Raw genomic sequence first — 14,374 nt, 5'->3', positions numbered from 1 at the left:
AAAATGCATCCCTAGACGGAATTGTGCTGGATGTTGCCTAGGCAGAAGGGAGCTTCCATCTTTTGCTCACTTCCATTCATTAATGTAAAAGATGAGAGAAATTATTAAACGTTTATAACATAAATCGACAGCAGTAAAAGGGAGCAGGATAGTCTCTAAGACAGTATTGAAAATATCAATAGCTGATTTTCTACAAAAAGGGTAAAAATGACTGAAAAACTCTTAAGTTTTCAGTACAAAAAGTGACACACTTTCTTAGGGCAGGTACGCTATACTTTTTGCTAGTGGAAGGTTAGTTCATATAAGGAGGGGAGGGTGTTTGACTTTATATTTAGATGTGATCTGGTTATTGAATTGGTTATTTGACTGCCTCCTTTTATATTGGACCGCAATCATTCTCAAACGAAGGGTAGCTCTTTGGCGGGTGTGCATCGGCGGACTGATTGGTTCCTTCATTATCGTATTGGCATTCACTCCTTTTTATGCAATTGCCGACCGGGTATACATGAAGATTTTAGTATCCATGGTCATGGTGCTGGCAACCTTTGGGTTTAATAGGCTAAAACTTTTCGTGAAATCGGTGGCCACTTTATATTTTGTGACATTTTTATCGGGAGGAATCCTTCTGGGACTTCACTACCTATTTGAATTCCAAATCGTGTCCAAGGACCCTGGTCAATATGCCGGAATCAATCGTTTTGGCGACCCTGTCAGCTGGATATTCGTCATGATCGGGTTCCCGCTCGCATGGCAATTTTCCAAGCGAACATTAGAAGGGATGGAAATGACCAAGCTTACACATGAACAAATGGTTTCGGTCTCGGTTAAAATTTCTGACTTTGAAGGAACGTTTCATGGATTGGTGGATAGCGGCAATCAACTATATGACCCGATTACACGTTCCCCAGTAATGATCATTTCTCTTTCAGGCTCGGAAACGGGAATTCCGAATGATATGCTAGAGCTCTTTAAAAACCCCGATACCCTGATTAGCCAGGAAGTGCAGCCCGAATATTCATGGACAGGAAGAATGCGTGTCATCCCTTATAAAGTCGTAGGTCATGAACATCAGCTGTTAACCGCAATCAAACCGGATTATATTAAAATCGTTCAAGGAGAAAAAGAATTTCATGTCAAGCAGGGTCTCATTTCGTTTACCTTTCAACAACTCTCTCCCGACAATAGCTATCAATCTATCGTTCACCCGAAGATGTTAACCGGCATACCGGTGCAAACTGCCTCCTGAACCATCGATTCACTCTTGAATTTGACCCATAATCCGTTTATTAGAAGGGAGAATTATTTTGAAGAAATTCATTCTTCGGCTTACTTACTTTTGGTACAAACTATTGTTCAAGCTCGGATTGAAAACGGACGAAATATTTTATATAGGAGGGAGTGAGGCACTGCCTCCGCCCCTTTCAAAGGAAGAAGAGGCAATACTGATCAATAAATTACCAAATGGCGATGAAGCTGCACGCTCGATCTTGATTGAACGTAATTTAAGGCTGGTTGTTTATATTGCCAGGAAATTCGAAAATACAGGCATCAACATTGAAGATTTAATCAGCATAGGTACCATAGGTTTGATCAAGGCTGTGAATACATTCAATCCAGAGAAGAAAATAAAACTGGCTACATATGCATCGAGATGCATCGAGAATGAAATATTGATGTATTTACGCAGAAATAACAAAATCCGCTCTGAAGTTTCTTTTGATGAACCTCTGAATATTGATTGGGATGGAAATGAACTACTGTTATCCGATGTACTTGGAACGGATGATGACATTATCACGAAAGACCTTGAGGCAAACGTTGACCGTAAGTTGCTAACAAAAGCACTTACACAGTTATCGGAACGTGAAAAACAGATAATGGAACTCCGTTTTGGACTTGCAGGAGGAGAAGAAAAAACCCAAAAGGACGTTGCCGACATGCTGGGGATTTCCCAATCTTACATTTCGCGTTTGGAAAAACGGATTATTAAGAGGCTTCGTAAAGAATTTAATAAAATGGTGTAAAAAAATAAAGTGCTTAAATGTCAATCAAATCAATACTTCGGTAGTAATATTGAAAAATAATCGGGATTTTCTGTTCTAGCCATGTGCATATTTTTTCCTCCCGCGGAAATACTGTTTTTTGTACAGCGCTCCTGTGAGGAGGGAATAATTTTGTCTCGTAATAAGGTTGAAATCTGCGGTGTGGATACATCAAAATTACCGGTTTTAAAGAATGAAGAAATGAGAAAACTCTTTAAAGAACTGCAAGATGGCGATATTTCAGCAAGAGAGAAACTGGTAAACGGGAATCTTCGACTCGTTCTAAGCGTCATTCAACGCTTCAACAATCGGGGAGAGTATGTAGATGATCTATTTCAGGTAGGCTGTATAGGGTTGATGAAGTCGATAGATAACTTTGACCTAGGTCAAAATGTTAAGTTTTCAACGTATGCTGTACCGATGATTATTGGAGAAATCAGAAGATATCTTCGTGACAATAATCCGATTCGGGTATCCCGTTCTTTAAGAGACATCGCTTACAAAGCTTTGCAGGTAAAAGAAAAGCTCATAAGCCAGACCCTTCGTGAGCCGACAGCTGAAGAAATCGCCAAGGTGTTGGAAGTACCTCATGAAGAAATTGTTTTTGCACTAGATGCTATACAAGATCCAGTTTCACTTTTTGAACCGATTTATAATGATGGCGGGGATCCGATTTATGTACTCGACCAACTGAGTGATGAAAAAAATAAAGATAGTACCTGGATTGATGAAATAGCTATAAATGAAGGCATGAGACGGTTGAATGACCGGGAAAAAATGATCCTTCGCAAACGGTTTTTCCAAGGGAAGACGCAAATGGAGGTAGCCGAGGAAATCGGCATTTCACAAGCACAGGTCTCCCGCTTGGAAAAAGCGGCAATCAAGCAAATGAATAAAAATATCCAACAGTAGAAGCTGAGCATGAGAAAAAGTTAGCTGAAGCGGGCAGGGCAAAAATGTCGATACCCGCTTCATAGCTACTTATCCATTGCGGCTTTTTTATTTTGTTGAAAATCCCTTCCGGAAGGGATCGTGAATCGGGGACGTTTATTTATCGTAATCTTCATCCTTGAGCGCATCTTGTCATATACATAGGAATAGGACCTTCATCTATGATGAATTTTTGAGGAGCTGAGTGATGTGACCAGGATTTCAGAATTTCAAATAAAGGATATCGTCAATATAGCGGATGGGAAGAAGTTGGGTAATATGTCAGACCTTGAAATAAATACGGCCACGGGGAAAATAGAGGCCATCGTCGTTTCAAATGGCACCCGATTAATGGGCTTTTTTGGAAGAGAACAAGACATTGTGATTCCATGGCGCAAAATAAAAAAGATCGGTGCGGATGTCATACTTGTTGAACATCAGACGGTATTTCAAGGAGAACTGAAAGATGAACGTTTTTAAAGGTGCATGGCGCAAATATATGATACACTAGACTAAAAATAAAGAGGTTTATTGCATGAAAGAGCCATTTGTTTTAATAAAAGACCAATATATGCTCATTGACAGCTGGAGACAAAAAAATCTCCAGCTCGTAGCGGGCTTCACCACAAAAAATGGTGGAGTCAGTACAGGTGATTTTCAAACATTGAATACCGGTTTTCATGTCGGGGATAAACTTGGTGATGTCCAGGGAAACCGCAGGATTATAGCAGATAAGCTGATGTTTCCGCTTAATGAATGGATAGGGGCCGAGCAGACACATGAAACGAATATCCATCAGGTTACCAGCCGCGATTGCGGGAGAGGTGCTGCGGATTATGATTCAGCCTATAAAGCGACTGATGGATTCTATACGAAGGACCCAAACGTTCTATTGACCCTTTGCTATGCAGACTGCGTGCCCTTATACTTTCTTGCTCCGGCACATGGTATGATTGGGGTGGCACATGCTGGCTGGAAGGGCACGGTTAATGGGATTGCACGAAAGATGGTTGAGGCATGGCTGAATGAGGGTATAAAAGCAAGTGAGATATTTGCTGTTATTGGACCTTCGATTTGTTCAAAATGCTATGTAGTTGATGATTATGTCATGGATTTAGTGCAGAATTTGCTGGTAGATATTGACGAAAAGCCCTATAATTTAATCAGTGAAGGACAATATCAGTTAGACCTTAAGCAACTTAATGCATTGATTCTTCAAAACTCAGGAATTCCAAATAGTCAGATCGACGTTACATCATACTGTACAAGCTGTGATCATGAATTGTTTTTTTCACATCGCCGTGATAACGGGAAGACAGGCAGATTGATGAGTTTTATCGGTTGGAAGGAGGATTTAGAGTAACAGTGAAAGTAGTGGACAATTTAAAAAACATCGAAGAAAAAATAAATATAGCATGTGAAAATAGTGGAAGGGACCGTGAAGCGATAAAGTTGATCGCAGTGACGAAATATGTTTCGGTCGAGAGAGCGAATGAAGCATTGGAAGCGGGAATACTTGATTTGGGCGAAAACCGTGACGAAGGGCTATTGGCTAAATATGAAGTGCTGAAGGACAAGCCAAACTGGCATTATATTGGTTCCATGCAAACACGCAAAGTTAAGAATGTCATCGATAAAATTTCATATATCCATTCATTGGATCGCATTTCTTTGGCAGAAGAAATTCAAAAACGCGCTAATGAGCCGATAAACTGTTTAGTGCAGGTGAATGTATCTGGTGAGGAATCAAAACATGGTCTGAATCCAGAAGCGACTATTGATTTCATAAAAGGGTTATCTGCTTTTGATAAGGTGAATGTTGCAGGATTGATGACGATGGCTCCATTGACCGATGATGAACGGATTTTGCGGGAATGCTTCCGGAAACTGAAAGGCATCCAGGCTGAAATACAAGCTTTGGAGTTGAAGCATGCCCCCTGTACTGAATTGTCCATGGGTATGTCCAATGATTTCATGATTGCCATTGAGGAAGGCGCTACAATGATCCGGATTGGTACAGCACTTGTAGGCGAATAATTTTAAGGAGGTACGCTATAGATGTCGTTCGTATCAAAATTTAAATCTTATTTCGCGCTGGATGATGAGTATGAGTACAGGGAAGAAGTGGTGGAAGAAGAGGAGGCTGAACCAAAAGTCGTGAAGTCAGCTAAACAGCAGCAGTCCGCTTCTGCAGGGAATAATACCAATCAGAATATCGTAAGTTTGCAAAGCGTACAAAAATCTTCTAAAGTAGTATTATTGGAGCCGCGTGCTTATGCAGAAGCCCAGGAGGTAGCTGATCATTTGAAAAACAGGCGCGCAGTAGTCGTGAACCTTCAACGGATCCAGCATGACCAAGGAAAGCGAATCATCGATTTTCTAAGTGGGACTGTCTATGCAATCAGCGGGGATATCCAAAAAATCGGAACAGATATATTCTTATGTACCCCGGACAACGTCGATGTTTCCGGTAATATTACCGGCTTCGCCGCCGAAGAGGAGTACGAAGAAGCGAGGTGGTAATGGTTAATGGGTCTAGTGCTTCAGGGTTTATATTATTTAATTGAAATTTATTCAATGGCATTAATCGTTTACATATTGATGTCATGGTTCCCCAATGCAAGGGAGACATCAATCGGTCAGTTTTTGGAAAAAATTTGCGAACCGTATTTAGAACCGTTCAGAAAGTTCATTCCGCCACTTGGCATGATTGATCTTTCACCTCTTGTGGCCTTGCTGGTTCTTAATTTTGCCAGCGGTTATGGAATCTATTACTTACAGACATTAATTGGATGATCAACAATTAACCTGACATGCATATTACTACACAGTCGGAACATTTTCCGCTGTGTAGTTGCAACGCAGAATGAGTTCAATCAATTCCAGATGATCGACCATTAATTTGATAACTAAGGAGCATTTATTCAATCATGAGTATTTATCAGCATTTCAGGCCGGAGGAAAAAGATTTTATCGACCAGGCCATGAATTGGATTGATCAGGTTAAACATTCCTACGCTCCGAAACTATCTGATTTTCTTGATCCGCGTCAGCAGGAAATCCTTACTTCCCTAATAGGGAATGATCCGGAAGCGAAACTGCAATTCAATGGCGGGAGCGATTTCGTAGAGCGAAAACGTGTGCTCATTTACCCTGATTATTACTCTCCTGAACCATCTGATTTCAATATCTCCTTATACGATATCTCCTATCCAAAAAAATTTGTAACGCTTGAACATAGGCAAATACTTGGAACCTTGATGTCACTAGGGGTAAAACGTGAAAAATTTGGTGATATAATAGTGACGGAAGAGGATATTCAATTTATAGCTGCCGAAGAGATGGATTCATATCTCACTGGAAATCTGGAGAAAATAGGTAATGCTTCCGTTTCCATCAAACGGCTTCCAATCGGGAATATCGTTCAAGTTAAGGAAAAATGGGAAGAGCAAGTAACCACCGTCAGTTCTCTTAGGCTTGACAGTGTACTATCGGCCGTCCTGAATTTGTCCCGTCAAAAAACCCAGTCCTTGATAACGTCAGGAAAAGTAAAGGTGAATTTCAAGCAAACGGAAAACGTCTCGGAAGAATGCCGTGAGGGTGACACACTTTCCATCAGAGGTTTTGGCAGATGTAAAATAGCTTCAATCGATGGGAAAACCAAGAAGGATAAGTGGAGAATCTCGTTAGGCAGACAAAAATAATTCAAGAAAAAGCAGGAATCATAAATTTATTGTCGAATATAGAGTTTTAACATACTAGAGTAGAAACCGTTCTGGAGGTGCCGTAATGCCCTTAACCCCGATAGATATACATAACAAGGAATTTAACAAAGTATTTCGAGGGTATGATGAAGATGAAGTAAATGAATTTCTCGACCAGGTCATTAAAGATTATGAACTGATTTTGAGGGAGAAGAAGGAACTTGAAGATAAACTGAACGAGACTTTTGATCGTTTGGGACATTTTACGACAATTGAGGGTACACTTAACAAGTCGATTATTGTCGCACAGGAAGCAGCCGAAGAATTAAGGCGCAATGCCCAAAAAGAAGCGAAACTGATCATAAAGGAAGCAGAGAAAAATGCTGACAGGATCGTAAATGAGTCACTTGTGAAAGCAAGGAAAATAGCGATGGATATTGAAGATTTGAAAAAGCAATCCAAAGTATTCCGGACACGTTTCAAAATGCTTGTCGGTGCACAGCTGGATTTGCTGGACAATGACGATTGGGATCATCTTCTGGATTATGAAGTGGATGCGACTGAAATAGAATTAAATGAGAGAGTGGAAGAGGAAATTTAAACGATTCCTTGACTTTGAACACTTTTTTCGCATATAATTTTTTAACAATACAATTCATTATGAAATTAGACGATGACAGGGAAAGTAAATTCTTCACACACTTATTTTTAGCGAACCGGGGATGGTGAAAGCCCGGAATAAGCGAAGAATTGAAGATCACCCTTGAGTTCTGAGTTGAACCTGCTTTTGCAGTAAGTAAATGAAGCGTTTCATTCACGTTACGAATGCTCGAGAGGTTGGATTCACTTTTGTGAATCTTTCTAGCCAGGGTGGTACCGCGGGAAGCAAAGCTTTCTCGTCCCTTTTTTAGGGATGAGAGGGCTTTTTATTTTGGCCGGATATCAAGTCATCGGTTCGAATGAATTTTTTAAAAGACGGATGGAGGATTTTATGATGGAATACAAAGATACCTTATTGATGCCTAAAACTGAATTTCCAATGCGGGGGAATTTGCCGAAGCGTGAACCGGAAATCCAAGAAAAATGGAAAGAAATGAACATCTATAAAAAAGTGCAAGAGCAAACGGAAGGACGTCCTTTATTCATTTTGCATGATGGACCTCCATATGCTAACGGCGATATCCACATGGGCCATGCAATGAATAAGGTTTTAAAGGATTTCATTGTCCGATTTAAATCGATGAGCGGTTTTCAAGCACCGTATGTACCTGGCTGGGATACACATGGGCTTCCAATCGAAACGGCATTGACGAAAAAAGGCGTGAAACGGAAAGAAATGAGCGTTGCCGAATTCAGAAAGCTTTGTGAAGAGTATGCTTATGGCCAGATTGACAATCAACGGGAGCAGTTTAAGAGAATAGGGGTCCGTGGTGATTGGGAAAATCCTTATATCACATTGAAGCCTGAATATGAAGCACAGCAAATCAAGGTATTTGGTGAAATGGCGAAAAAAGGCTACATTTATAAAGGGAAAAAACCTGTTTACTGGTCCCCTTCAAGTGAATCGGCGCTAGCCGAAGCTGAAATTGAATATCAAGACAAACGCTCTGCGTCGATCTATGTTGCTTTTGAAGTCACAGATGGCAAAGGTGTGATCGATGAAGGCGTCAAGATCATCATCTGGACGACAACTCCATGGACGATTCCAGCTAATCTTGGTATCTCATTGCATCCGCAATTAAATTATGTAGTAGTGGCTGTCGAAAATGAAAAATTCTTAATTGCTGAGGCACTGCTTGAATCGGTTACGGAAACATTAGGCTGGGAAAACCCGTCCATCCAAAAAACAGTAAAAGGAAGCGAGTTGGACCGTGCTGTTGCCAAACACCCTCTTTATGACCGTGAATCTTTAGTGATGTTAGGTGAGCACGTAACGACTGAAGCTGGAACGGGTTGTGTTCACACTGCGCCAGGCCATGGTGAAGACGACTTTATCATTGGGCAAAAATATGGCTTGGACGTACTTTGTCCTGTAGATGAAAAAGGGGTCATGACGGAAGAAGCAGGGGAATTTGCCGGATTATTTTATGATCAAGCGAATAAACCGATTACCGAAAAATTAACTGAAGCAGGCGCGTTATTGAACTTGACGTTCATCACACACTCTTATCCACATGACTGGCGGACGAAGAAGCCAACGATCTTCCGTGCAACAGCACAATGGTTCGCGTCAATCAAGGACTTCCGCAATGAACTTCTGGAAGCGATTGAAGAAACGAAATGGGTTCCGGCTTGGGGCGAAACGCGTCTATTCAATATGGTGCGTGACCGTGGGGATTGGTGTATTTCCCGCCAACGCGCTTGGGGCGTACCAATTCCAGTGTTTTATGCAGAAAATGGCGAGCCGATCATTACGGATGAAACCATCGACCATATTTCAAACCTATTCCGCGAACACGGTTCAAACATCTGGTTTGAGCGTGAAGCGAAAGATCTTCTGCCTGAAGGCTATGCACATGAAGGCAGCCCGAATGGTATCTTCACGAAAGAAACGGATATCATGGACGTATGGTTCGATTCCGGTTCTTCTCATCAAGCGGTACTTGAAGAAAGAGACGACTTGCAACGCCCTGCTGACCTTTATTTAGAAGGGTCCGATCAATATCGCGGCTGGTTTAACTCATCACTTTCAACAAGCGTTGCCGTTACAGGCAAAGCACCATATAAAGGTGTACTTAGCCACGGGTTCGCATTGGATGGCGAAGGCCGTAAAATGAGTAAGTCGATTGGGAACGTCGTACTGCCATCCAAGGTCATGAATCAACTTGGTGCAGATATCTTACGTCTTTGGGTAGCTTCGGTGGATTACCAATCGGATGTCAGGGTTTCCGATCCTATTTTAAAACAAGTTTCGGAAGTTTACCGCAAGATCCGTAATACATTCCGCTTCCTGTTAGGGAACTTGGATGGTTTCAATCCTAAGACCGATAAAGTGGCTGTTCAAGAATTGCCTGAAGTCGATCGATTCATGCTGGTTAAATTAAATAAGCTGATCAAACAGTCGAAGCTAAGTTATGAAAATTATGAGTTTGCTACCATTTATAATATGGTCAATAATTTCTGTACACAGGATTTAAGTTCGTTCTACCTTGATTATGCAAAAGACATTCTTTATTGTGAAGCACCAAATGGGAAAGAGCGTATGGCCATTCAAACGGTCCTTTACGAATCATTGGTCAGCTTGACCAAATTGGTATCACCGATCCTCTCTCATACAGCTGATGAAGTATGGGCGTTCATTCCGGGTGTAACGGAAGAAAGCGTACAGTTGACATTGATGCCTGAAGAAATTTCCATTGAAGATGCTGAAGTCATTGAAGCAAAATGGACGGCGTTCATGGATGTCCGGGATAATGTTCTGAAAGCATTGGAAGAAGCCCGGAACCAGAAGGTCATTGGAAAATCACTGAATGCTAAAGTGACGGTATATGTTAATGAAGAAACGAAAAATCTGCTTGATGGCATCAAGGAAAGCTTTGAACAGCTATTCATCGTATCCGAATTTGAAATCGCTGGAGATGTGGCAAGTGCCCCAGCCGAAGCGGTTAAACTTGAGGATATAGCGATCCTTGTTACAAAAGCAGAAGGTGAAACGTGTGAACGTTGCTGGAATGTTTCGAAGGAAGTAGGTCAAGTGGAGGATCATCCAACACTTTGCCCGCGTTGTGCTACAGTTGTGAAAGAACATTACGTGAATCAATAATTCCTGCAAAAATGCCGGTCCCTATATGAAGGGCCGGCTTTTTTGTGTGAATGAAAGCTAAAACCCCAATCGTAGAATTTTGCCTTTATCCAATCTTCCCGATATTCTTAAGGAGCAGTTAGCGGACTTCTGTTTTTCGGATTAGTCATTATTTCTAGTTTATGCTACAATTCAAAAGTGAAGATTTGATTAGTTTGGGGGAAAAAATGTGTTTTATTATTTGATTGCCCTTTTGGTCATAGCTCTCGATCAGCTGACAAAATGGATGATTGTGAAAAAAATGGAGTACGGAGAAAGCATTGAAATTATTGAAAACCTTCTATATATCACCTCGCATCGTAATCGTGGGGCAGCATGGGGAATTCTACAAGGTCAAATGTGGTTTTTCTACATCATCACCATCGCTGTCATCATTGGACTTGTCTATTATATTCAGAAAATGGCGAAGAAAAGCATTTTACTTGGAGTTGCACTTGGTCTCATGCTAGGCGGTGCGATTGGTAATTTCATCGATCGTGTTGCTCGTCAGGAAGTAGTGGATTTCGTTCATACCTATATTTTCAGCTACAGTTTCCCGGTATTTAATGTTGCTGATGCTGCGCTTTCAATTGGTGTCGGACTGCTCGTGATTCATATGTTTTTAGAAGAAAAAAACGCTAAGGAGAAAGATAATGGATAAAAGGTTATACAGCATCGATGAAACACTAAAAGGAGTTAGGATTGATAAGGCCCTTTCCACTTTGAATGAGGAATGGTCTCGCACTCAGGTCCAGCAATGGATCAAGGAAGATCATGTTTTGGTAAATGGCGCGGTTATTAAAACGAATTACAAAGCTGTTCCTGGCGATACAATCGAAGTGACGATTCCAGAACTTGAGGTATTGGATGCGGTAGCAGAGGAAATGGATTTGGATATTTATTATGAAGATGCAGATGTACTCGTGGTTAATAAACCGAGCGGTATGGTCGTCCATCCGGCACCGGGACATGTATCTGGCACGCTTGTAAATGGATTGATGGCTCACTGCAAGGATCTTTCTGGAATCAACGGTGTCATGCGTCCTGGAATCGTCCATCGGATCGACAAAGATACATCAGGTCTATTGATGGTTGCCAAAAATGATATGGCACATGAGAAACTGGTACAGCAGCTTGTTGACAAAACGGTTACCCGTAAGTATCAAGCTGTAGTTCATGGTGTGATCCCTCATGATTTCGGAACGATCGATGCACCGATCGGCCGCGATAAAAAAGATCGCCAAAGCATGACTGTCACAGATTCGAATGCCAAAAATGCCGTCACGCATTTCCGTGTCATCGAACGCTTCAAAGATTTCACTTTGGTGGAATGCCAGCTTGAAACGGGAAGGACACATCAAATCCGTGTTCATATGAAATACATTGGCTTCCCACTGGCGGGAGATCCGAAATATGGTCCGAAAAAGACCCTGAAATTGGATGGACAAGCGTTGCACGCCGGTCTTCTAGGTTTCATTCATCCACGTACTAATGAGTATATGGAATTCGAAGCTCCGATTCCGGAGGAGTTTGAAAATCTAATTAATCAATTACGTAGAAGTAAGGATTGACACATTCACTTTTTTGATATATTATAATAACAACTTAATAAGAACCTTTAACACAGTTCAGAGAGACTGAGAAGGAAACGGATACGCAAAGTGGGATAATTATGCCCACGGCGGTAAAATCCTCATGCCTTCTTGGCATGAGGATTTTTTTGTTGAAATGGACTTATCAGAAAAAAGAATCGGGGTGGCCGACGTGTTGAATGAGAAAGCCATAGTACTTGATGAGCAGGCCATTAGCAGAGCCTTGACGAGGATTGCCCATGAAATCATTGAGAAAAATAAGGGGATTGAGGATTGCGTCTTAATCGGGATACGTACACGCGGGATTTTCCTCGCTGACCGACTTGCGAAGCGCATCAATCAAATAGAAGGCAAGGAAATAGAGCTGGGTGAACTGGATATTACGCTTTATCGCGACGACCTTTCGAAAAAGAGCAATGATGGGGAACCCATCGTAAAAGGCTCTGACATTCCGGTCAATATCACTGACAAGAAAGTGATTTTAGTGGATGATGTTCTTTTCACAGGCAGAACCGTTAGAGCCGCAATGGATGCTCTGGTGGATTTGGGAAGACCTTCGCAGATCCAGCTTGCCGTATTAGTGGATAGGGGACATAGGGAATTGCCGATTCGCGCGGATTTCGTCGGTAAAAACGTTCCGACTTCACAATCTGAAAAAATTACAGTTACTTTAACAGAAGTAGATCAAGTAGATCAAGTTACTATATTAGAAAACTAAACACCATGAAAATTTCATATTACCCTTTTAAAGACAGTCCAGAGAGGCTGGCAAAGGGGAGTCAATCGGAAGAGCTGTGCCCTATGTATAGGCATTTACCTTCTGAGAAACCCTCTTTGTATATAGCAAAGAGGGTTTTTACAGTTTTGATGGAATTTTCATGAGGGGGATACGGAAATGGAAGAAACGAAAAGGGACATCGTACTGGATGTCGAGGACGTGCCAAAGGCTGGACAGTGGATTACGTTAAGCATCCAGCATTTGTTCGCCATGTTCGGTGCAACGGTGCTGGTGCCATTCCTGGTAGGTTTAAGCCCGGCGGTAGCACTGGTATCAAGCGGGTTGGGAACACTTTCATACTTACTGATAACGAAAGGTCAGATACCAGCTTATCTCGGTTCATCTTTCGCTTTCATTACGCCAATCATCGCGGCTAAGGCTTTGGGAGGTCCGGAAGCGGCCATGATTGGTTGTTTTGCGGCAGGGTTCATATATGGGATTGTAGCTTTGATCATCCAGAAAGTCGGTTTGCGCTGGTTAATGAATATACTTCCTCCGGTTGTGGTGGGACCGGTGATTATCGTAATCGGATTAAGCCTTGCCGGAACGGCAGTGGACATGGCAATGTATGATCCGCAAGATAAATACAGCGTCACTTATATAATTATAGCGCTGATCACTTTAGCGGTAACCATCATCTGCAACGTGTTCTTTAAGGGATTCATAAACTTGATCCCCATTTTAATGGGAATCATAGTGGGCTACGGCTGTTCGGCTGTAGCAGGAATAATAGATTATGAACCGATCAAGGCAGCAAAATGGTGGGAAATGCCTGAATTCATGTTTCCGTATGTAACCTATACACCTACCTTCTCATGGGAAGTCATTGCCATCATGGTACCGGTTGCCATCGTAACTTTATCAGAACATATCGGACATCAGATGGTACTGAGCAAAGTAGTCGGCAGAAACTTTTTGGAAAAGCCAGGCTTGCATCGCTCGATTTTAGGAGATGGCGCAGGAATCATGATTGGGTCCTTCATCGGTGGGCCGCCGCTGACTTCGTATGGTGAAAATATTGGGGTCCTGACCATGACGAAGGCGTACAGTGTCTATATCATCGGAGGGGCAGCATTGACTGCAATCATCTTTGGCTTTAACGGTAAGATTTCAGCAGTCATCAGCTCGATACCTACAGCTGTGATGGGCGGCATTTCCATCTTGCTCTTCGGTATCATCGCCTCAAGTGGATTGAGGATGCTGATTGATAATAAGGTAGACTTTGACAAAAAAAGAAACTTGATGATAGCTTCAGTCATCTTGGTGTTAGGAATCGGAGGAGCGTTCGTACAACTATCGGAAACGGTATCGCTTTCCGGAATGGCACTTTCAGCCATCGTCGGAATCCTTCTTAACTTGATTCTTCCTGACCGGGAAAAAATATCCGGAGATATATTTGGAAAATAAGATATTGCATCAAAACAATAGATCACCTTTTAAAAGAAGTCCAGAGAGGCTTAAAAGGGTGTTGCTGTAAAGATGAATGAGAACGGGGAAAAGTGTAAACCAATCCGTGTCCTCACAATCTTTATGACCTACACCCTGTC

At 41.9% G+C, this 14,374-nt stretch carries 15 protein-coding genes and 1 other annotated feature; all 15 genes read left to right on the top strand.

The features are described from left to right. Positions 1–319: 319 nt before the first annotated feature. Positions 320–1,246 carry a sigma-E processing peptidase SpoIIGA gene (gene spoIIGA / locus AC3WLU_RS10830; protein ID WP_063576910.1) on the top strand — a complete coding sequence of 309 codons (927 nt, stop codon included), beginning with the start codon at positions 320–322 and terminating at the stop codon, positions 1,244–1,246. 58 nt (positions 1,247–1,304) lie between these two features. Continuing rightward, positions 1,305–2,024 carry an RNA polymerase sporulation sigma factor SigE gene (gene sigE, locus AC3WLU_RS10825; RefSeq protein WP_034313874.1) on the top strand — a complete coding sequence of 240 codons (720 nt, stop codon included), beginning with the start codon at positions 1,305–1,307 and terminating at the stop codon, positions 2,022–2,024. Positions 2,025–2,174: 150 nt separating this feature from the next. After that, positions 2,175–2,954 carry an RNA polymerase sporulation sigma factor SigG gene (sigG, locus tag AC3WLU_RS10820; RefSeq protein WP_034313871.1) on the top strand — a complete coding sequence of 260 codons (780 nt, stop codon included), beginning with the start codon at positions 2,175–2,177 and terminating at the stop codon, positions 2,952–2,954. A 228-nt stretch (positions 2,955–3,182) separates the two neighbouring features. Further along, positions 3,183–3,452, top strand: a complete 270-nt coding sequence (locus AC3WLU_RS10815) for a YlmC/YmxH family sporulation protein (protein ID WP_034313870.1) — start codon at positions 3,183–3,185, stop codon at positions 3,450–3,452. Between the two features lie 55 nt (positions 3,453–3,507). Then, entirely contained in the window at positions 3,508–4,335 is an 828-nt protein-coding gene (gene pgeF / locus AC3WLU_RS10810; protein WP_413000538.1) for a peptidoglycan editing factor PgeF, read from the top strand. A gap of 2 nt (positions 4,336–4,337) precedes the next feature. Continuing rightward, positions 4,338–5,009, top strand: a complete 672-nt coding sequence (locus tag AC3WLU_RS10805) for a YggS family pyridoxal phosphate-dependent enzyme (RefSeq protein ID WP_098184672.1) — start codon at positions 4,338–4,340, stop codon at positions 5,007–5,009. A 21-nt stretch (positions 5,010–5,030) separates the two neighbouring features. Then, on the top strand, positions 5,031–5,495 hold the full coding sequence (locus AC3WLU_RS10800; protein ID WP_057278438.1) for a cell division protein SepF: 465 nt from the start codon (positions 5,031–5,033) through the stop codon (positions 5,493–5,495). Positions 5,496–5,501: 6 nt separating this feature from the next. Next, positions 5,502–5,768, top strand: a complete 267-nt coding sequence (locus AC3WLU_RS10795) for a YggT family protein (protein ID WP_034313862.1) — start codon at positions 5,502–5,504, stop codon at positions 5,766–5,768. Between the two features lie 134 nt (positions 5,769–5,902). Next, positions 5,903–6,676: a YlmH family RNA-binding protein gene (locus AC3WLU_RS10790; RefSeq protein WP_057278437.1), complete on the top strand. Its 774-nt coding sequence runs from the start codon at positions 5,903–5,905 to the stop codon at positions 6,674–6,676. Positions 6,677–6,761: 85 nt separating this feature from the next. Beyond that, positions 6,762–7,277, top strand: coding sequence for a DivIVA domain-containing protein (locus AC3WLU_RS10785; protein WP_034313857.1), 516 nt, complete (start codon positions 6,762–6,764; stop codon positions 7,275–7,277). Between the two features lie 63 nt (positions 7,278–7,340). Then, positions 7,341–7,583, top strand: a binding site (T-box leader). Between the two features lie 87 nt (positions 7,584–7,670). Continuing rightward, positions 7,671–10,439, top strand: a complete 2,769-nt coding sequence (gene ileS, locus AC3WLU_RS10780; RefSeq protein ID WP_063577797.1) for an isoleucine--tRNA ligase — start codon at positions 7,671–7,673, stop codon at positions 10,437–10,439. 208 nt (positions 10,440–10,647) lie between these two features. Next, positions 10,648–11,118, top strand: coding sequence for a signal peptidase II (gene lspA / locus AC3WLU_RS10775; RefSeq protein WP_492597253.1), 471 nt, complete (start codon positions 10,648–10,650; stop codon positions 11,116–11,118). Continuing rightward, on the top strand, positions 11,111–12,028 hold the full coding sequence (locus tag AC3WLU_RS10770) for an RluA family pseudouridine synthase (RefSeq protein ID WP_063576908.1): 918 nt from the start codon (positions 11,111–11,113) through the stop codon (positions 12,026–12,028). The genes lspA and AC3WLU_RS10770 overlap by 8 nt, the downstream gene beginning before the upstream one ends. Before the next feature lie 157 nt (positions 12,029–12,185). After that, positions 12,186–12,767 carry a bifunctional pyr operon transcriptional regulator/uracil phosphoribosyltransferase PyrR gene (pyrR, locus tag AC3WLU_RS10765; RefSeq protein WP_057278480.1) on the top strand — a complete coding sequence of 194 codons (582 nt, stop codon included), beginning with the start codon at positions 12,186–12,188 and terminating at the stop codon, positions 12,765–12,767. A gap of 177 nt (positions 12,768–12,944) precedes the next feature. Continuing rightward, positions 12,945–14,234: a solute carrier family 23 protein gene (locus AC3WLU_RS10760; RefSeq protein ID WP_057278435.1), complete on the top strand. Its 1,290-nt coding sequence runs from the start codon at positions 12,945–12,947 to the stop codon at positions 14,232–14,234. Positions 14,235–14,374 lie beyond the last annotated feature (140 nt).

This window comes from Peribacillus sp. FW305-BF15, from assembly GCF_058783805.1.
The sequence above is the reverse complement of the archived record's forward strand: the minus strand, read 5'-3'. Positions and strand labels throughout refer to the sequence as shown.